The sequence below is a fragment of the Selenomonas sputigena genome, assembly GCF_026015965.1.
GTDB lineage: Bacteria > Bacillota > Negativicutes > Selenomonadales > Selenomonadaceae > Selenomonas.
Genome location: NZ_CP110383.1, coordinates 2054525 through 2075787, shown reverse-complemented (window position 1 = coordinate 2075787; position 21263 = coordinate 2054525). Strand labels below are relative to the sequence as shown.

Sequence of the window (21263 nt, the reverse complement as noted above, 5' to 3'; positions counted from 1 at the left end):
TTTGTGCGCGATGATATATGATATAATGGGAGACAGAAGAACAACGCTTGCAAAACGGAGAAGCAGCCATGGAAAAAGAAGCGAAAGGCAGACAGTATCAAGATACGGTATTCCGCCTCTACTTCAATGATGAACAACGCCTGAAAGAAGTGGCGGGCGCTTTGCATGGACGTTCCTATGCCCGAGATCCGCTGAAGATCGTGACGCTTGACGGAACCTTCTTGTCACAGATCAAGAATGACATATCCTTCTTGCTGGCACAGCAGCATCTGATCTTCATGGAGCATCAGAGCACGGCGAACAAGAACATGGCATTGCGTTGCCTTTACTATGTCTGTGAACAATGGCGTCAATACGTACCCGCGAAGAAGCTGTATCAGAACACGCGGATCGAACTTCCCGCGCCGGAATTCCATGTATTCTATTCGGGAGACGGCGATATGCCTGAAACGTATCAGATGAAGCTGTCCGATGCGTATAGGAAGCCGGAGTCGGATGAAAATATCAACCTGGAATTGAAGGTATGCTTCCACAATATCAGCTACGACGAGACGAAAATACTCCTCCAGAAAAGCCGAACGCTTCATGACTATAGCTTCTTCATCGATCGAATCAAAAAGAATATGACGAGCGGCATGGCAAGGGCGCAAGCCATTCGCGAGGCCATGCGATATTGCGAAGAACATGATATCATGGCAGAATTTTTGCAGCAACACGAAAGGGAGGTTGTCGATATGGTGAATTTTGAATGGAATCAAAAAGACTTTGAAGAAGCCATCCTTGAAGAAGGCATCGAGCGCGGCATGAAACGTGGGCGTGCCGAGGGATGCGAGGAAGGGAAGGTCGCTATTGTCTTGGAGATGCTGCGTGACAAGCTGCCGCTGGAAACCATCGCGCGCCTTTCAAAGTTCTCCATGGAGCGCGTGCAGGAGCTTGGCAGGAGGCATAGTCTGCTTTGAGTGCATCTTGTGCATATCGGAGGAATCTCACATTCGCGATAGAGCGATACGGAGGAGCCGCACATCGCGTGCGAGACTCCTCCTTTTTTTACCCGTCGGAAGCATGCGACGAGAGGACAGCGCAGATGTGTGAAGATGGGTGGCTGAATTTATCAGTGATTCCTTGACGCAAGGCGCAGCGTGTCGTATCATGAACATGAAAAGGGTGCTACCGATAAACGGCCAGTCCCCGTCTTATTTGTGGTAAAGAATACCCCGCCTAAGTTGGACGCTCAAGGCGGGGTGTTCTTATTTTACCATGAAACCCCAAGAGGTCAAGCCGAAGGCGCAGACCGATTGGCTAGGTTTCTGTAAGGCGTGAGGACATATGTACAGCGTGCCTCTTTGATGAGACCATCGCAGGAAGCGGCGTAAAGGCAAACCATATCGCTTGGAGTGACGGATGAACATATGTCCTGAAAGTTTGCTTTTAGCGCAACGATGGAGATCGTTACGAGGAAAACGAACGACAAGAAATCGTACAGTTACATAATAGCATACGGCAGGCAATTTGGGGATGCCATTTGAAAAGAGAATCCTCGCCCACGCATAGGTCAAAAATCCCTATTTTTGCAAGGCTGCAAAGAAATAGCTAATATCCGCTAGGAAAAAAGCCCGAATTATGCTAATATATAGCATACAAGTGCGGTTGATACTTTTGGAAGCCGTCGTGAAGAACGATGGCAAGTCATGGAAGGAACGATGCGAATGAAGATGCAGGATGCAGAGAAAATGCGGCACAGGTCTGTCGCAAAGCGATGCAGGCGTCTGTCCTTTGCCGTCACGCTCGCTTTGGTCAGCGCTGTGCTCGCCCCCTTTTGCGCTGAAGCGGGAACGGTTTCAGATGCGGCGGGCGATGCGCAGCGTGCCATGGTGCGTGCAGCGGCGGGCGAAGCGCCGATGATGGGTGCGAGCGCCGTCGACGTGCCGAAGACCGAGGGAGCGGAGGCAGCCGCCTCGCCGGACGTGACGCGAGCGGGCGTGGAAGCCCCTGCGCCGCGGCAGGCAGAGCAGCAGGCTGCGGAGAGCGCGATCCTCGTGCGCCGCTACACGTTCTCGGGCGAGAACCCCGTGACGGACGAGGAGCTTCGTGCGCTCTTAAAGCCGCACAAGCTCAAGTACGCGCGTCTCGCCGACCTCGAAGAGCAGGCGGCGGAGGTCACGAAATACCTGCGTTCCAAAGGGTACTTCGTCGCCTTCGCCTACCTCGCGCCGCAGGATTTCGCGAATGGCGCGGTCGACTTTACGATCGTGCCCGGGCGCTACGACAAGATCATCGTGAACAACAATTCGTATTTGACAGAAAATGCCATTCGGCGCGAGATGGGGCTTTCTTCGGGCGAACTCGTGAAGAAGGAAGCGCTCAACCGCGGCGTCTGGCTGACCAATGACCTCTCGCGCGTCGAGGCGCGTACTCAGATCAAGGCGGGCAGCCGCCAGGGCACGTCGGACATCGTCATTGACGTCAAGAACAAGGGCAACCGCATGTGGGGCTACGTCGGCGTCGACAACGGCGGCTATCGCTACACGGGACGCTACCAGTACAGCGCCTTCTTCAACTACGCGAGTCCGTTCCGCGAGGGCGACCTCTTCTCCGTCGGCGGCATCGTGTCGAACGGCGGCATGTGGTCGGGATCGGCTTCCTACTCGACGCCGATCGCCAAGCAGGGCGAACGCGTCGGCGTCAGCTACGCACGCTCGCACTATACGCTGGGCGGCGCGTTCTCTGCGCTTGACTACACGGGCACGTCGGAGACCGTGAGCCTTTGGTGGCAGCACAACTTCCGGCGCAGCCGCGACTTCAACCTCTACGGCACGCTGCGCTTCGACTGGAAGGATCTTGAAGACGAAGCGAAGGGTATGGCGTACAAGAATCCCAAGGGAGCGAAAAACTGGGTCATCGGCATCAACGGCGACAACCTCGACCATATCTGGACGGGCGGCCGCAACACCTTCGCGCTCAATTACACGTATGGCGACCTCTCCATCGACGATGAAGTGCAGCGCCGGTACGATGCCGCTACCGCGCGGACGGCAGGTCATTTCGGCAAGTGGAATTTGAACTTGACGCGCCTGCAGCACATAGACGATCGTCTCTCGCTCTACCTCTCCTACAGCCGCCAGTGGGCGAACAAGAACCTCGATTCCTCGGAGAAATTCTCGCTCGGCGGGCCTTACGGCGTACGCGCCTACCCCGTCGGCGAAGCCTCGGGCGACGACGGCTGGCGCTGGACTTCGGAGCTGCGCTGGAACTTGCCGACGCGCGAGGGCGACGAAAACTCCTGGCAGCTCATCGCCTTCGTCGACGGCGGTCATGTGAAGCTCTACCACAACGGTTGGTTGGGCTATACAGGGCCGCAGAGCCGCAGTCTTTACGGCGCGGGCGTCGGCGTGAATTGGAGCAATCAGGCGAACTGGGTCGCGCATCTGCACTACGCTTGGAAGATCGGCCATGAAAAGGCGGTTTCCGACACGGATCGCAGCGGCAGGTTCTGGTTTCAACTGTATAAATTCTTCTAATATATTAATAGAGAGCCGGGCGGTCTGCATGGCTTGACCTCTCGGACGTTCAAGGGAAACGCTGATAAAATGAGGTCGCCCAGATGCGTGAAGATGGGTGGCTGAATTTATCCGTGATTCCCCAATATCGGTTTCAGACGAAAAAGGAGAAATACCCATGCGCTTCATGAAAAAGCAGCGCCGCGCGAGGAAAGAGCGCGGCGAGAGCAATCCCTTCCTGCTGCGCCTGCAGGAGAACGTGCGCCGTGCCCTCTTGGGCGGCGTCGGCATCGTGGCGGCGGGCGCAGCCCTCGTTGGCACAAGCAGCCCTGCCAGCGCCTTGCCGCAGGGCGGTGAAGTCGCGGCGGGCACTGCCGACATCGCCAAGAGTCAGGCGGAGATGGCGATTCATCAGGCGACTGAGAACGCCGTCATCAACTGGCAGAGCTTCAACATCGCGGCAAACGAGCGCGTCAATATCTATCAGCCGAATGCGCAGGCAGCTCTGCTGAACCGTGTGCTCGGGGGGAATCCCTCCGAGATCTTCGGCACGCTTACGGCGAATGGGCGCGTCTTCCTCGTCAACCCGGCGGGCGTCCTTTTTGCGCCCGGCGCCGAGGTCGATGCGGGCGCGATCGCAGCCTCGACGATGAACATTACGAACGCTGATTTCATGGCGGGCAAGTATGCCTTCGTCGGTACGCCGAATGACGGCAAGGTCATCAATCGCGGCACGCTTCGTGCGGCGGATGCGGGCGCAGTCGCGCTTCTCGGCAAGGATGTCGTCAATGAAGGCGTCATCGTCGCAAAGAAGGGCGCGGCGGTGCTCACGGCGGCAGACGCCGTATCGCTCGACTTCACGGGCGACGGCAAGGTTGCGGTCGTACCGACGAAAGCGGCGATGAAAGAGAGCGTCACGAACAAAGGCATCGTCGAAGCGGATGGCGGACTCGTCTTCATGACAGCGGCGACGGGCGACGCGCTCGTTTCCTCTGCTGTCAATCAGGAGGGCGTCGTGCGTGCCGCGAGCCTTGACGGCAAGGCGGGCGCGATCCGCATGACGGCGAACGACGTGCGCCTTGCGGCGGGCAGCGTGACGGACGTGAGCGGCGCGAAGGCCGGCACGGTTGAGATCGGCGGCGGCTGGCAGGGCGCGGGCGATCTCGCGCACGCCGAGAATGTCACGGTTGAGCGCGGCGCATCTGTGCGTGCCGATGCGACGGCAGCGGATGCCGCGGGCGGCACGGTCGCCGTCTGGTCGGACGGCAGGACGAAGTTCGCGGGCGAGATCACGGCACGCGGTGCAGGTACGGGCGCGGGCGGCGCCGTCGAGACCTCGGGCAAGAAGGTGCAGATCACAGGAAGCGTCAATGCTTCGTCCGAAGCGGGCAAGGGCGGCGAATGGCTGATCGATCCCGACGACATTGAGGTCAAGACGCGTGCGGCGGGCGATCCTGAAGCCGGCTCTCAGGCGGATGTACAGACCGTCACCAATTCGCTGAACAGCGGTACATCTGTAACCATCCAGACGGCGAACCTCACGGGCAACAATGATAACTTCATCAAGGTGCAGGACGCGATCAATAAGACGGCGGGCGGCGATGCGACGCTCTCGCTCAAGGCGACGGGCAACATCAGCATCAATGCCAATATCACCTCGACGGCGGGCGCGCTCCATCTCGACGTCCTCTCCGATACGAACCACCGTGCGGGCGGCAATATCAGCGTGGCAGACGGCGTGCAGATCAAGACGCGCGGCGGCAATGTCAAGCTCGGCGGCGGTCTTACTGAGAACGGCATAGGCTTTGCGAACTCGCCGAATACAGGCGTCTCCGGCATCGATCTCGGCAGCGCCACGATCAGCACAACCTCTTTGAGCGGCGCGGACGGCAGTATCGAGATGGCGGGCAGCACGACGACGGGGGCGGCGGGCGTCAAGCTCGCGGGCACGCAGATTGCTGTGGGCGGGGGCAAGGTCACGATCGTCGGCAAGTCCGAGAGTGGCAAGGGCATTGACATCAGCGGCACATCGAACATTGTGGCGAACAATGTCGACCTGCGCACGGATTCGATTGCACTGGACGGCACGATCACGGGGACCGGCATCGTCGGAAACACAGCGCAGATCCGGACGCTCACGGAGGGCAAGACCATCAACTTCGGCACGGGTTCGGGCGGGCTTGACCTTGCGGGCGATACCTTTACGAGCGGGGGCAAGATACGGAAGTTCGGCCGGAACATTGTCGGCGACGAAAATCAGAAGGCGGATATCACGGTGAATGGCGTGACGGCAGACCGCGACCTCTATATCTACACGGGCGCGGGCAAGCTGACGGTCAGTGGCGCAGTCACGGTCTCGCCGAGTCGTACACTGACGCTTGCCTCGAAGAACGCCATCGAAGGCGCGGGCGTCCTCACGGCGGACTCGCTCCTGCTCGAAGCGTATGAGGCGAAGGTCAATCTCACGGGCGCAAATCTCCTCGGCAAGCTCGACGGCAAGGCGAAGGAGATTGTGCTCAAGAACGCCACGAATTTCACAATCGGCGAAGAAGTGGGCTTTGCCACGACAACGGGCGGCGCGGATATCGACGTCACGGGCGATTTGACCGTTGGCGCGTACGGCTTCACGAACGGCGCGGGCGCGATGAAGCTCAAGGCGAGCGGCACGCTCAAGCTCGATGCGAATGCCGAGGTCAAATCGACGGGCGCGGCGGCGACATCGCTCGAAGCAAATACTGTTGAATTTGCTTCGGCGAGCAAGGTATCGACAGCAGGCGGCACGATTGATGTCAAGACGGATGCGCTGACGCTCCCGACGGGTGCGCAGGGCACTCTTTCGAGTGCAAACGGAAAGGTCACGGTTGAGACGAAAACCGCGGGCAAGACGATCGCCGTCGGTTCTTCGAGTGCCGATGTTCACATGAATGACCTCGATTTCATCAACTCCGGCACGGGCGAAGTCCATCTGGGCAATGCGTCTACGGGCAACGTCGAGATCGGCACAGCCGACGTCAAAGCACCGCTGACGGTCGAGTCGGGCGCAACGCTCAAGTTCTCGGGAACGCTCTCGAATACGGGCAATAAGAACACGACGTTCAAGGCGAACGCCGTGGACTTTGCTGCGGGCGCAAACCTCGCGGCGGGCGCGGGCACGATGAAGATGGTGACGGACAGCGTCACGAACTGGAGCAATGTCACGTTTGCCGACAGCAATGCGAAGGGCACGTTTGCCATTCAGCCCAAGACGGCGGGCAATTTCACCGTCGGCGGATCGAGCGCACTCGTCTCGGATGCAGGTCTCGGCAAGCTCAAGGCGGGCAATTTCTACAACGTCGCCATCGGCACGAAGGACAATGTCGGCACGGCGACCATCGCGGGCATCGCGAGCGGCAATCTGCCCAAGTATACGAGCATCCTAACGAAGGGCAAGATCAACGTTACGGGCGCAGTCGTCGGCACATCTGCCGATACGCTCGCGCTCCATGCCGATGCGCCGGGCGCGACGCTAGGCGACGGTCTTTCCCAGAGTGCGCCCCTCGAAGTCGGTAACTTGCTGCTTCTCGGCAAAGGCTCGATGGATCTCAGCACGCAGGCGAACAAGATTGAAAACATCGCCGCCGATATGGCGGACGGCGACCTCAAGCTCAAGAACCGGACGAACATGAAGGTCGCTGTCGTTGAGAATCGTACCGTCACGCCGAAGGTGAACGTCGACGGACTCAAGACGAAGTCGACGGAAATCAAGATGGATGGCGGCAAGAAGCTCACCGTCGCGGGCAATCTGACATCCACGAACGACACGAAGATCGAAGCCGACGATCTCGACCTCGGAAATAACAAGGTCAACGTCGGCAAGAAGCTCACGCTCGAAAAGGCGACGAAGTCGCAGACCATCAACGTCGGCACGGGCACGGGCGACTGGAACATCAACAACGCGAATTACGGCGACATCAAGATCGGCGGCGCATCGCAGACAGGCAACATCAATATCAAGGGTGCGACGTTCAAGAAGCCGTCGGATATTGAGACCACGGGCGACGTCACGCTGACGGGCGCGACGAAGGCGGGCGCGGACGGCAAGTCCGACATGAAGATCAAGGCGCATGCGGCGACTCTGCCGACAGCAGGTGATACGCTCGCCGTCAAGAATCTGGAGCTCGACCTCTCGGGCGGCATCGATCTCGGCCTTGGCAAGATCAACGGCGATAAGGACGGCAAGGTCACGGCGAAGGGCGCATCGGCGAGTCAGGACATCTATATCAGTGACAATGCTGCAGACGCTCCTTCCACGGAGTTCCGCATTGCCTATCGCACGATCAACAATACGCTCGATGGCTTCGGCGGCTTCGACGTCGCGGGCGAGAAGCATGTCTACTTCTACGGCGGCGCAGTCAAGAAGTCCATCAATGCGGCGGGCAAGCTCGGCGTCGAGGTGCGCGACAATCTCACCATCGAGGGCAAGGGTACGAAGCTCAAGATCGGTGCAGATCCGACGCAGGCGGGGCATGATCCCGCATCGGTCATCACGGGCGGCTTCACCGTCAAGCAGGGCAAGACTGTCCATGTGAAAGGCGTCGACGGGACGAGCAAGGAAAACGGCGCAGAGATCAATATCCAAACGGCGGGCAACATCCATCTCGAGCAGGGAGCTAGACTGAAGGTCGAGGGCAACTATGCACAGGCGACGCTCAATGCACGAAACGGCGACGTCGTGCTGAACGAGGATGCCAAGGTGCAGGTCGCTCCCGGCTCCACACCCGTCTGGGTCGATGTCACGGGCAAAAAGCTGCAGCTCGACGCACGCGCTCAGCTCGACTCGGGCACCGATACCGTCGGCGCTCTGCGCGTGCATACGGATGAGATCGTCACGCCGACAGCGGACGACAATACGACGAACATCGTCGGCAAGAGCGGTCTCGTCATCACGCGCAAGACGGCGGGCGATTTGACGCTCAACAACGCTTCTACGGGCGCAGGGCTTCATGTCACGAGCGACCAGCTCAACGGCAAGCTCTTTGGCAAAGATTTCAGCGAATTGGTTCTCGGCGACAATCGCAGCCAGACGGTCACGATCGACGGACTTGAAGCGAACAACCGCGTCGTCGTCAAGACAGCGGAGACGGGCAAGACGGTCATCGGCGCGGGCGGACTCAAGGTCGGCACGGACGGCTCCGGCAAGGACTACAAAGTGACGCTGACCACGGGTGAGATCGAGAACTCGGGCGGCGCGGGCATCATGAACATCGGCGAGGGCAGCACGCTGAACCTCTATACGAACAATATCACGAACCTCGCAGCGCACGGGAGCAGTCCGTCCGTCACGGGCACGGGCACACTCGGCATCGGAACGTACAACGGCTCGAAGACCATCGGGCTTGGCGACGGTGCGACGGGCGACCTGCAGTTGACGAACAATAAGTTCACACAGGTATTCGGCCCGAACTTCTCGCATTACGCCATCGGCAACGGTACGCAGGGTACGATCAATGTGAAAAATTCTTCCCTCGGGAAGGACGTGACACTCCAAGCAGATAACATCAACTTCGCAGGGGATATGACGCTTGCGGCGGGCAAGACGCTCGTTGTCAACGCCAAGACGGCGGCGAACCAGACGGCGGGCAAGATCAAGGCGGCGAATCTCGCCGCCGTCGGCGGCAACATCGCGCTCGAACAGGCGAACGAAATCGGCACGCTCGCCGCCGACGCGCTCTCCGTCAAGGTCAAGTCCGATGCGCTGACCATCGGCGAGATCACGACGCCTGCGGGCGCATCCGTCCCCTCGCGCACGATTACGGGCGTCAAGGCCGGTGAGTCCGGCGGCACGGCGGGCGACGTCGTGCTTTCGGCGGACGCCATGACCTTCACCGAAGGCGTCGAGGGCAAGGGCAATCTCACCGTGCAGCAGGCAAATGCGGCGACGAACCTCAACGTCGGCGCGACGGGTACAGGGCTGACCCTGCCCGCGAATCTCTTCGGCGGCAATAAGATCAAGGACGGCTTCAAGCACGTCTACCTCGGTCGCGAAGACGCGACGGGCGCGACGAATGTCGGCGGCAATCTGAACTTCGTCGATCCGACGACGATCCGCTCTGGTGCTACGGCAGGCTCGATGACGGTCGACGGCTCGGCAAACATTCGGACGAACGGCAACGACTTTGCACTCGAATCGAAGAATTTGACGACGGCGGCGGGAAGCAATGTCGATACGGGCACGGGCGCACTCACGCTCAAGACCGACGCGATCGACCTCAACGGCAAGATGAAGGGAAAGAAGGCGCTCAATATCCTGCCGATCTCGCACGATCGCGACATCAAGCTCGGCGGCGAAGTGAACGATTCCGCGAAGCTCTCGCTGCTCGACAAGTATTTCAATGGAAACAACCGTCAGTTCTGGGAGTATGAGATCATCAACATCGGCGACCGTGGCGGCGGCGGACGTCTCTATCAGAGCGGCACGATCGACATGCCGTTCACCGTCAACATCCAGCAGGCGATCACGAGCGGCCAAGGCGGCGTCAACCTCTCCGGCTCGATCAAGACGCACGGCAGGGACTATACCGTCGCCAGCCGTGAAGTCAATCTCGACGATGCGCATATCAATGCCGACGGCGCCGACCGCGATCATGACGGTAACGTCGCCATCCAGGCGGACAAGCTCAACACGGCGAACGGCAGCACGATCACGGGGCACGGCGATGTGTCCTTCGACACCTATACGCCGGGCAAGACGCTCAACTTCGGCACGCCCGGCGCGGGCGGCTCTGCCTCCGATCCTACGTTTCCTTCCGACATCTTCAGCGGCACGGGGCTTCTGCAGAAGAACCCCGACGGCAAGGGCTTCCGCAAAATCCGCATCGGCGGAACGAATGCAGGCGATATCAAGGTCGGTAATGTCGACCTGCCCGAGGGGCTTGCCGATGCCGTATCCATCAAGACGAACAAAGATATCACCTCGACGGGTGTCTTGAAATCCGTTCCGACGCTCGAAGTAGATGCACATAACGTAAATCTCACGGGGCCGAACGAGATCAAGAATCTCGGCAATATCACGTCCGCGACGGGCGTTTCCGTCGAGACGAAGGGCGGAACGAACGTCACGGGGGTTATCAAGGGGAATAACGCCGCCATCAATATCAAGAACAAGGACGGCGGCAACGTCACGATTGCGCCCGGCGGGCAGATCGTCGGCACGGGCACGTCCGATGTCCTCATCGAGGCGAAGGGCGGCGCCTTCAAGAACAAGGGCGGCGCGAACGCCATCAAAACTGACCCCGGTCAGCGCTATGTCGTGCATACGGAGGACTCCGTCGAGAACGAGATCGACGGGCTTGTATTCCAGTTCCGCCGCTATGGCACGGACTACACGGCGCGTGGCTCGGTCACGATTCCTGCGGGTCAGAACGCGATGTTCTACAGGTATCAGCCCGAGCTGAAGCTCTATTCGACGCGTGCCTATGGCGACGATAACTCGGCGTTCTTCAACTCGACTGCGGGCTTCTATATCCAGGACGACGGCAACGAGAAGCGCCGTGCGCTCGATAAGGCTGAGGTCGACTATATCCGTGACCATGTTGGTGATTCAAATACGCATAGTTTCGGCACAACGGACCAGACGAATGTCAATGCCGACATCCATACGGCAGACGGCACGGTGACGAATGCGGCAAATGATGTGACCATGCGTGCAGGTGCACGCACCTACGGGTCGGCTTCCACGATTCCCAATGAGACAATCACCTATACGGGGCATAACGACCTCAACTACAAGATTACGGTCGACTACCGCATCGTGCCGCGCGAAGTCACGGTCACGGGCAAGACGGAGACCGTCGACTATAACGGCAATCCGCACAATTACACCGGAATGAACGGCGTTACCTTCACGAACTTCGCGAACAGCCAGACGGCGGCGACGCCGGGACTGCTCTCGGGGGCTGTTTCCTATACCCCGATTGCGGACGCGACGAAGACGACGGGCTACGCGCAGGGCGCTGTCCATGCGGGCGAATACAGTGTTGACCTGAAAAACAGCACGCTTTCCGCGACGAACTACAAGTTCAAGTACGTTCCGGGCAAGCTCACCATTAAGCCCATCGACATTCACTTCACCGCGCCGAGCGGCGAGCGCATTTACGGCACGTCGAACGACAGCGTGACCATGACGTCGAGCACGACGCATACGGGCACGCTCCTTTCGGGCGACAGCTTCGCCAAGTATACGGTCACGGCGACCGACGGTACGAATGACGTCACCGAGCGCACGGGCGTCGGCACTTACACGATGACCTTGAAGGGTGCGGCGCTCGCCGCGGGCAGCCGCAGCCTTGCGACGGACTACCATATCACGTCCGATCCCGGCACGCTGACCATCAAGAAGCGTGCGCTGACCGTCACGGCGGGCGACAAGAGCCGCGCTTACGGCGACGCCAATGCAACGGCGGGCTATATCAACAACACGGCGAAGGTCAACGTCGCTGCGGCTACCGCGACGGCGGGACTCGTCAACGGCGATGCGATTGACGATGTGACGGAGACGATTGACCCGACAGCAACCGTTACGACGAATGCCGGTACGGCAGGTCTTTGGACAAAGGCGAGCGCCGCGCACTTCTCGTCGGGGACGGCAAACAATTACAACATCACCTACGTTGACGGACACTTCAACATCACGAAGCGTGCCTTGACACTCGTCGCGGGCGACAAGAGCCGCATCTACGGCACGGCGAACACGACGGCGGGCTACGTCAATGGCACGGGACTCTTCCGTGTCAAGGCGGGCACGAACCTCGTCAACGGCGATACGGTTTCGACCGTCACGGAGACGATTGATTCGCGTGCGACCGTGACGACGGATGCAGGAACGGCAGGACTCAAGACGAAGATAGCAAATGCCGTCTTCGGCACGGGAAATGCCGCGAACTACGACATCTCCTACGAGGACGGCGGCTTCGCCATCACGCCGCGCGACTTGACGCTCCGTGCGGGAAGCAAGACGCGCATCTACGGCACGGAGAACTCGACCGCCGTCTACACGGGCGGCACATCGAAGTTCCGCGCCGACGCTGCGACGGCGACGACGGGACTCGTGCACGGCGACGCGGTCGCTGATGTCGATGAATCGACGGACGCCCTCGTTACGACGAACGCCGGCACGGCGGGACTCAAGACGCAGATCGCAAATGCACGCCTCATGGGCAATCGTAAGGCGTCGAACTACAATATCCACTACGTCGACGGTGGCTTTGCAATCACGAAGCGCGACCTCTATATCCAGGCGGGCGACAAGAGCCGCGCCTACGGCGCAGCGAACAGTCTGGCGCACTATGTGAACGGCACGAGCCGGATCAATGTGCGCCAGACCGATGCGACGACGGGACTGGTGAACGGCGATGCGATTTCCTCCATCACGGAGACGATCGATCCGCTGGCGACCGTCACGACGGACGCGGGCACGCCGCACCTCTGGACGCGCGTCTCTGACGCGCAGTTCGGCTCGGGTTTTGCATCGAACTACGTGATTCACCATGCGGACGGCAGTTTTGCCATCGTGCCGCGCGAAGTCCTCGTCACGGCGGGCAGCGCTTCGCGCGACTACGGTGAGCCGAATCCCGTCGTCACCGAATACACGGTCGAGCGCGGCGACTTTATGTCAGAGCGCGGTCTCTTGGCGGGCGACAACCTCACGGGCGTCACGACCTACTACGATGCCGCCATCACGCCGCAGACGGCGTCGGGGCTTCATGCAGGCGTCATCCACGTCGATCCCGCCTCCGTCAATGCAGGCTATCAAGGTGCGACGGCGCTTTCCAACTATCGCTTCAGCTATGCGCCCGGCACATTGAAGATCCATCTGCGCGGCTTCGACATGAGCACGCCCGAGGGCAGGGCGGTAACGACGGGCAGCATCACAGCGTCCCAGATCGTAGCGAACCTCAGTCATGGTCACATGGGCGGTGTCAGTGCCATGTCGGGCGGCATTGGTGGCACGAGCGCAAGCGGCAGCAGTGTCGGTGGCACGAGCGTGGGCGGCGGTGCAGGAAGCATCGGCGGCACGACGGGCGGCGGTGCGAGCAGCTTCGGCGGTACAAGCGCAAGCGGAGGCAGCGCCGGCGGCTTTGGCGGCACGGGCGGCGTCGGCGGCAAAACCGTCGGTGCGAGCAATGGCGGCGGTACGAGCACAAGTGCAGGAAGCAGCACAAGTGCAGGCAGTAGTGCCAACACCGGCAGCAGCAATACCAGCGCCGGCATAGGCTCAGTTGTAGGCGTATCGTCTGCTGAGCAGCTGCACGATACATCGTTTGCCGACGGCATCGCCGTCGACATGCCGAAAGATCTGGCGGCGACGAGCTGGCAGAGCCGTGTTGTCGTCGCGTCGGGCGGCGCATCCGAAGCGCACGACTACGTCGAAGGCGCGGACGGCTCCTTCGGCTTCGACCTCGCCAAGACGCGCGGCAACTACGGTATCCACGACGAGATTCCGGGCGGCACGGCAGAAGCCATCCCCGTCCTCTTCACGGACGGCGGCTCGCGTGACCTTGACGGCATCTACTCCGTCAACTATGGCGCAGGCAAACTCGCCATCAAGCCTGCTTCGAAGAAGGTCGAGATTCCCGATCCCAAGGAAATCCGAAGCTCGGCAGAAAAGGCACTTAGCTTCCTCTACCAGACGCAGAACGGCGCCTTCCAAGTCACCTTCGGCAACGGCATCGTCACGCTCTACCCGAAGGACGATGCGGCGCTCAACATCGTCGTCGGCAAGGAAAAAAAGGCCGAGCGCGCCGTCCTCGCCTCCGGTCTTTTGACCGCCATCGAGGACCTCGGCGTCACTCCCGTGGAGATCCGCGCCGTCTACATCTTCAAGGAACTCGACGAAAGCGCAGAATAAGCTGGCCGCAGGCCATAGAAAAAAGCCCCGCAAAGGGGCTTTTTTCTATGGCTGTATGTTTTGTGATGCAAGATCAGCCTTTGACGAGCTGAGCGTACTTCGCGCGCTCTGCCGTCGGAATCTGAAGCACGTCCATCGCCTTTTCCATCGATACGTTGAAGCTTTTCATGATGTGGCAGATGGAAGCGGTCGTCGTTTGCAGCACGCCTTGAGCCAATCCCTTTTCCATGGCTTCTTCGGCCCGCACTTCCAAAGCGCGTTCTTGATTCCAGGCGAAATTCAGCATATCGAAAACCTCCTTCGTATGTTTTTGGCGGAAATAGTCTCTCAGATAGTCATGCGTAATACAGTATTGTACCGCCTCGCCTATGGCGGACTCTAATGTGCCGCCGTCTTTGACGTGCTCGCGCACCTGTGCGACGAATACGCTGTAGCTTTTGAGCGAGGGGCATTTTTCTAAAATGGGGCGCTGCGGTTTGTCGTTGATGTTTAGAACGGTGACGTTTAGATCCATATCGCCTTTGCGCCCACCGAAAGCATCGCTGAGGTGATGTTCCCAACAGTCAGGCATTTCCGTGCTTCCGTTATAGAATACATAGAATTTCGGTGCTGGCAGGGCGATGGATTCTTTTTTGTAGACAGCATCTTCATCCACATATTGACGATATATTTCCGCAAGGTACATGAAGAGCCGCAGGGGCATGTTTGCATTGACGGTGCTTTGGTGCTCGGCAAGGAGCACATACTCGTTTCGGACGATGAAGCCTACATCATTCTTGATGCCGCTGAAAAGCGTCTCGTCAATGGTGGCGAGCGTTATGTCCCGGGGAGTTGCCTTGAGTCCGAGAAGGGCTTCGCAGATTTCCGACAGACGTTCCCTGTTGTTGAAAATATCTCGGAACAGGGAATCCTTATAGGAACGTTTCGTTCTCCTCACAGAGTCACCTCCTTGTCTGTATTATACTATGAACCACAAGGAGGAAACAAGAAGGAGAGCGAAACAGAGTGGCGCATATTCCACTATCCTTAGGACGAAAACCCCCTATTTCGTTCTTCATGATTTTTTCATTTGCGTTTTCCTCTGAGCTGTGCTATTCTAGTTTCACGAACCGAGGATACGGGTGAGGTTGAGCTTGAGGAAACATGGACACTCAGAGGAAGCCTCCTTGGAGCTTTGGTTCGCAGCCAAATTTTTATCTATCTTAAAGGAGGAGTTTCTCATGAAGAAGACTCTCACAGCAGCGCTCACGACGGCTCTTGTCGTCGGTGCAGCCTCGACGACGTTCGCTGCGGCGAACCCGTTCAGCGATGTTCCTGCCGACCATTGGGCATACGATGCAGTAGCCCAGCTCGCCGATGACGGCGTCATCGAGGGCTATGGCGACGGCACGTACCGCGGCCAGAACGAGATCACGCGTTACGAGATGGCACAGATGGTCGCGAAGGCCATGGCGAAGGAAGACCAGGTCAATGCACAGCAGAAGGCCATGATCGACCGCCTTGCCGCTGAGTTCAGCGAAGAGCTCAACAACCTCGGCGTCCGCGTCTCGAACCTTGAGAGCCGCATCGACAACGTCAAGTGGGAAGGCAAGCTGCAGTACGAGTACACGCGTACGAAGAAGGATGGCCAAGATGCGACGACGGATCATGATCTTAAGTTCCGCCTTGAGCCGACGGCTACGGTCAACGATCATTGGAAGGTCAAGGCTCGTCTTGATGCACACTGGAATCCTAACAGCGATCAGGGCAAGGAAGATGACAATGGGAACAACCCTGACAACAGCGTCAAGCTCACGCGTGCCTATGTTGCTGGCCACTATGGCATCACGGATATCAATGCAGGCTTGATTCCTTACTATTCCGAGCAGGGCGTTGTATTCGATGGCGAGTTCTCGGGTGCTAGCGTCACGGTCGGCAAGGATCAGACGCTTGCTGGCACGTTGCTTGCTGGTCGCGCTAGAGAGATTCGTGAGGATGCTGCTGGTGCTCCCTCGAATGTGCAGGGTCTGAATGTCATGTGGAAGCCTTCGGAAGAATTCTCGGGAGCTGCTGAGTATTACCGCGCATCGCTGGGCAACGATTACAACAATATCTGGGGCATCGGTGCGACGTACAACTTCGCCAAGACGGCTTCTCTGAATGGCGGCTATTGGAAGAATACGACAGCAGACAATTCGGTTACTGATCGCGCTTGGAACGCCCAGCTTTCCTACAAGGGCGCGGAGCAGGAGAATATGCACAGCTTCGGTCTCTTCGTCGCATACCGTCGTCTCGGTACTGATGTTGCCTTTAACCCGACCTTTGATGCCATCAAGAAGGGCGAGAAGGGCTGGGAAGTCGGCGGCGACTACACGTTCGCAAAGAACGTTGTTGGCACGCTCAAGTACTTCAACGGCAAGCAGCTTTCGGATGACAAAAAGCTCAACCGTTTCTACGGCAGCCTTGAGTACTTCTTCTAAGAAGTCGAAAAGCATCGTGCTTCGGCGCGATGATGCAAGAACCCCCGCATTCGCGGGGGTTCTTTTTTGGTGCGTTTTTTGCTATAATGGAAACAGGTGGGAGGTGGAATCCATGCGTGATTTCAAGAAATTTATGGAAGAAAATCGAGACAAGCTATATAAAATAGCTTATGCAAACTGCAAACATGATGCCGAGGGACATTGTCTCGTTCCTTCTGATGATCCATGGATGAAAGATGCCGAGGGAACCGCGCGGTCGCGTAACTTCGATCCCGAAGGAGCGGAATGCATTGCGGCACGTTGAGGCTAAGGAAGTCTGGTCTGCATGGGTGGGCTATGAAGATAAGCCAGGGAGAGGGAAATATCGACCCGTTCTTGTGATTGATGTCAATGAAGAGAAAGCAGTCGTTATGTCTGTACCATTTACGTCGACCTTTGCGAGGGACGAATATGACATTGAGGTGTTTGATTGGAAGGAAATACCGCTTGACCATTCATCGACAGCGCGCATTTCAAAGACAATCGTTGTCCCTGTTTCGGATTTTCGGAAGAAATTAGGAATCATTTCGGAGGAGGACTGGGAGAATATCACAGAATTATTGATGCAGTATATGGAGAATCATGAAATTTAGTGCTTCCCTGCCAGGAGGTCTTCGACATGCTGAATTTCGTATGGGATCAAGAACGTGCCTTGGAAGTACGAGCCGAGGAGGCTCTGGAAAAGGGCTTGCGCTTGGGCAGACAAGAGGGCTTGTCGCAAGGACTGTCGCAAGGCTTGTCGCAGGGCGTGGAAAAGGGCGTGGCGCTTTCTCTCGGCAACATGATGAAAAACATGGGCGTTTCGCTCGACAAGGCGATGGATGTGCTGCAGATTCCGGCGGCGGAGCGGGCGAAGTATGCGGCGCTCGTCAAAGGGTGAGAGGCTGGCTTTGATGGGATGATCTTTACAAACTACACGCACAAACGTCCACTTTGTGGACGTTTGTGCGCCGCCCTTACATGAAGTTGGTCCCTAGCATCGAGGGCTGTGGCGAGATATGCTGAAGTATGCTATACTTTATGCGTTGCCGCCCCTATACATGGCAATGGAAAGGGGGGTGCCGATGTCATTGACTGCCTTTCTGCTCTCTATCATGGCTGGCGTAATTGCCAATTGCATCAGCAAATGGCTCGATGAGAGAGATGACGGCGACGAGCCTAGGGATTAAGAGTGGTCAACGTCAACCGCGCATCTGCACCCTTCGGGTTTGATTTGCGGGACGTTTTCACATACGAGTCGTTTTCCAATCACCTGCGCCCCGTGGGCTTGCCTCTTGGACGACTCAGCACCACCTGCAATACGGGAATAGAAAAGCCCCCAAGATGCTAGCTTGGGGGCTTTTCGTGTGCCGATTAAGTCATTAACTGCCTTTGCCACCCCTAGTATAGCATATCTGACTGTTTGTGTGCAAGTCGTTCTTCTACGCCCTTCGGGCTTGACTTCTTGGACTTTCATAGTAAGCTATACACACAAACGTCCACTTTGTGGGCATTGTGCGTCGCCCTTACATGAAAGCGGCCAATCAGTCTACGCCCGTTGGACTTGACTTCTTGGGCTTTCATAGTACAATAATATCGACTGTCTTTATTTTGATGAGGAGAGATTATATGAAGATTCAAGGCTTGACGGATGAAGAGGTTCGCGCATCGCGCGAGCGGCACGGTACGAATGGCATCACGGAGCAGAAGGGCGAGGGCTTCTGGGAGAAGCTCAAGGGGAGCTTTGATGATCCGATCATCAAGATCCTCTGCGTGGCGCTCGTCATCAACGTCGTCTTCGCGATCCTTGGACAGGTCGCATGGTATGAGTCCGTGGGCATCGCGCTCGCCGTGATCCTCGCGACGACGGTCGCGACGTATTCGGAGTATCAGAACGAGAATGCGTTCCAGAAGCTGCAGGAGGAAGCGTCGCTGATCAAGTGTAAGGTGTACCGCAACGGCACGCTGACGGAGATTCCCATCGACGAGATCGTCATGGGCGATTTCGTGCTGCTGCAGACGGGCGACAAGATTCCGGCGGACGGCGTCGTCTGCGACGGCTCGATCCAGGTCGATCAGTCGGTATTGAACGGCGAGGCGAAGGAAGCGGCGAAGACGCCGGCGGCAGAGGGCGATACGGAGGTGGAGAAAAGCTCGGACTTCCTCCACCCGCACAAGGTGTTCCGCGGCTCCGTCGTCTGCGGCGGCAATGCCGTGATGCGCACGACGACGCTCGGCGACAAGACGTTCTACGGCAAGATCGCAGGCGAGCTGCAGGCGGACGAGGATCGCGACACGCCCTTGAAGGTGAAGCTCTCGAATCTCGCGAAGCAGATCAGCAACTTCGGCTACATCGGCGGCGTGGCGATCGCCATCGCCTTCATGTTTCAGCGCCTCATCATCCACAACGGCTTCGATATGGCGCGTATCATGGCGTACTGTTCGAACTGGCTCGTCGTCGCGCATGACCTCGTCGACGCGGTCATGCTCGCTGTCATCATCATCGTCGTCGCCGTGCCCGAGGGTCTGCCTTTGATGATCGCCATCGTCTCGGCGCAGAACATGGGCAAGATGCTCAAAGACAACGTGCTCGTCCGGAAGATCTCGGGCATCGAGACGGCGGGCAGTTTGAACCTGCTCTTTAGCGACAAGACGGGAACGATCACGAAGGGACAGCTCGAAGCCGTCGCTTTCGTCGATGGTGCGGGCACGCAGTATGCCGCTTACAACGAGCTGGGCGAGGGACTCAAGAAGCTCGTGAACCTCAGCGTGCGCTACAATACGAGTGCCGTCATCAACGGCAAGGAGGCCGTCGGCGGCAATGCGACGGAGCGTGCGATCTTCGGCTTCGTCGCGGCAGACAGCGCGGCGATGGACGAGAAGGTCAAGAATGCCGTGCCTTTCAGCAGCAAGAACAAGTACTCGCTCTCGGAGGTCGCGGGCGAGTACAGCGTGACCCTCGCGAAGGGAGCACCCGAGAAGATCCTCGCGCTCTGCGACTCGTATTACGATGCGAATGGCGAGAAGAAGTCGCTGACGAATAGGGCGGCGATCACGGACTGTATCGACGCCCTTGCGGCGCGTGCCATCCGCGTCTTGGCGCTCGCCGTCTACGAGGGTGCGATTCCTGCGGACGGCACGCTTCCTGCGAGCGGCCTCGTCTTCGTCGGCGCGGTCGGCATCCGCGATGAGGTGCGTCCCGAGTCCGTCGAGGCGATCCGCCGCGTGCATAGTGCGGGCGTGCAGGTCGTCATGATCACGGGTGACCGCCAGGACACGGCGAGCGCCATCGCGAGGGAAGCGGGTCTTCTCTCGCGCGATGACGATGTCGCGATGACGAGCGACGAGCTTGCCGCGCTCGACGATGCTGCGGTCAAGGAGCTTCTGCCGCGTCTTCGCGTCGTGGCGCGTGCGCTTCCGACCGACAAGAGCCGCCTCGTGCGCCTCGCGCAGGAGATGAACCTCGTCGTCGGCATGACGGGCGACGGCGTCAACGATTCGCCCGCCTTGAAGAAGGCGGACGTCGGCTTCGCCATGGGAAGCGGCACGGAAGTCGCGAAGGAGGCGAGCGACATCGTCATCCTCGATGACAACTTCAAGTCGCTCGCGCGTGCGATCCTCTACGGGCGCACGATCTACAACAGCATAAGGAAGTTCATCGTGTTCCAGCTGACGATCAATGTCGCGGCTGTCATGATTTCTTTCGCTGCGCCCCTTCTCGGCATGGAGACGCCGCTTTCCATCACGCAGTTCCTCTGGATCAACCTCGTCATGGATACGCTCGCGGCGCTCGCCTTCGGCGGCGAGCCGGCTCTGCGCCGCTTCATGGACGAAAAGCCCAAGCAGCGCGATGAAAGCATCATCAGCAAGTATATGGTGTCTTCCATCGGCGTCGGCTCTCTTTGGTGCTTCGCGCTGAGTCTCTACTTCCTCATGAGCGGCGCGGCGCACGCATACTTCCGCCCCGACGAGGCGAATCACTACCTCTTGACGGGCTACTTCGCGTTCTTCATCTTCATGGCGGTGTTCAATGCGTTCAACGCACGCACCGACTCGAAGAATCTCTTTGACAATATCTCGCACAATCCGGGATTCCTGCGCGTCATGGGTCTGATCGTCGTGATCCAGGTCGCCATGACGTACCTCGGCGGCGAGATCCTGCATTGCTACGGCCTGACGCTCACGGAGTGGGCGTTCGTGCTCGGCATGGCGGTGACGATCGTGCCGATCGATCTGCTGCGCAAGATGGTCGCAGGCAAGGCGTAATTCAATATTTGCAAGGCGGCGTCGGTGGAGAGCATCGACGCCGCCGCTCTATAGGAAGCGCTGATAAAATGAGGTCGTCCGGATGTGCGAAGATGGGCGGCTGAATTTATCCGTGATTTCTATACTCTACGGGAGGGA

Annotated in this window: 9 protein-coding genes; 8 read left to right on the top strand and 1 reads right to left on the bottom strand. The window is 58.6% G+C overall.

Annotated elements, in window-relative coordinates:
• Positions 1–68 precede the first annotated feature (68 nt).
• The 3 genes from OL236_RS10065 to OL236_RS10055 all read left to right on the top strand — a co-directional run bounded on the left by OL236_RS10065 (position 69) and on the right by OL236_RS10055 (position 14382).
• Complete coding sequence (locus tag OL236_RS10065) at positions 69–959, top strand: transposase (RefSeq protein ID WP_265070503.1); 891 nt, start codon at positions 69–71, stop codon at positions 957–959.
• Positions 960–1706: 747 nt separating this feature from the next.
• Complete coding sequence (locus OL236_RS10060) at positions 1707–3518, top strand: ShlB/FhaC/HecB family hemolysin secretion/activation protein (protein ID WP_265070502.1); 1812 nt, start codon at positions 1707–1709, stop codon at positions 3516–3518.
• Positions 3519–3675: 157 nt separating this feature from the next.
• Entirely contained in the window at positions 3676–14382 is a 10707-nt protein-coding gene (locus OL236_RS10055; RefSeq protein ID WP_265070501.1) for a filamentous hemagglutinin N-terminal domain-containing protein, read from the top strand.
• 73 nt (positions 14383–14455) lie between these two features.
• Here OL236_RS10055 and OL236_RS10050 read toward each other — a convergent pair whose 3' ends face one another.
• Positions 14456–15319, bottom strand: a complete 864-nt coding sequence (locus tag OL236_RS10050; protein WP_265070500.1) for an Rpn family recombination-promoting nuclease/putative transposase — start codon at positions 15317–15319, stop codon at positions 14456–14458.
• A gap of 283 nt (positions 15320–15602) precedes the next feature.
• Here OL236_RS10050 and OL236_RS10045 point away from each other — a divergent pair, with 283 nt between their 5' ends.
• From OL236_RS10045 to OL236_RS10025, 5 genes are all read left to right on the top strand, one after another.
• Entirely contained in the window at positions 15603–16841 is a 1239-nt protein-coding gene (locus OL236_RS10045; protein ID WP_265070499.1) for an S-layer homology domain-containing protein, read from the top strand.
• A 112-nt stretch (positions 16842–16953) separates the two neighbouring features.
• Positions 16954–17145 (top strand): hypothetical protein, encoded by a 192-nt coding sequence (locus OL236_RS10040; RefSeq protein ID WP_009645784.1) that lies wholly within the window; start codon positions 16954–16956, stop codon positions 17143–17145.
• Positions 17132–17473: a type II toxin-antitoxin system PemK/MazF family toxin gene (locus OL236_RS10035; RefSeq protein ID WP_071530756.1), complete on the top strand. Its 342-nt coding sequence runs from the start codon at positions 17132–17134 to the stop codon at positions 17471–17473. Before OL236_RS10040 ends, OL236_RS10035 begins: the two co-directional genes overlap by 14 nt.
• Before the next feature lie 26 nt (positions 17474–17499).
• The gene (locus OL236_RS10030) at positions 17500–17760 is read left to right on the top strand and encodes a hypothetical protein (RefSeq protein ID WP_265070498.1); all 261 of its coding nucleotides are present in this window, start codon (positions 17500–17502) and stop codon (positions 17758–17760) included.
• 728 nt (positions 17761–18488) lie between these two features.
• A complete protein-coding gene (locus tag OL236_RS10025; protein ID WP_265070497.1) occupies positions 18489–21125 on the top strand; it encodes a calcium-translocating P-type ATPase, PMCA-type in 2637 nt (878 codons plus the stop codon).
• Positions 21126–21263: the final 138 nt, after the last annotated feature.

Coding starts and splice junctions, on each gene's coding strand:
- OL236_RS10065 (WP_265070503.1), top strand. CDS start 69: ATGGAAAAAGAAGCGAAAGGCAGACAGTATCAAGATACGGTATTCCGC.
- OL236_RS10060 (WP_265070502.1), top strand. CDS start 1,707: ATGAAGATGCAGGATGCAGAGAAAATGCGGCACAGGTCTGTCGCAAAG.
- OL236_RS10055 (WP_265070501.1), top strand. CDS start 3,676: ATGCGCTTCATGAAAAAGCAGCGCCGCGCGAGGAAAGAGCGCGGCGAG.
- OL236_RS10045 (WP_265070499.1), top strand. CDS start 15,603: ATGAAGAAGACTCTCACAGCAGCGCTCACGACGGCTCTTGTCGTCGGT.
- OL236_RS10040 (WP_009645784.1), top strand. CDS start 16,954: ATGCGTGATTTCAAGAAATTTATGGAAGAAAATCGAGACAAGCTATAT.
- OL236_RS10030 (WP_265070498.1), top strand. CDS start 17,500: ATGCTGAATTTCGTATGGGATCAAGAACGTGCCTTGGAAGTACGAGCC.
- OL236_RS10025 (WP_265070497.1), top strand. CDS start 18,489: ATGAAGATTCAAGGCTTGACGGATGAAGAGGTTCGCGCATCGCGCGAG.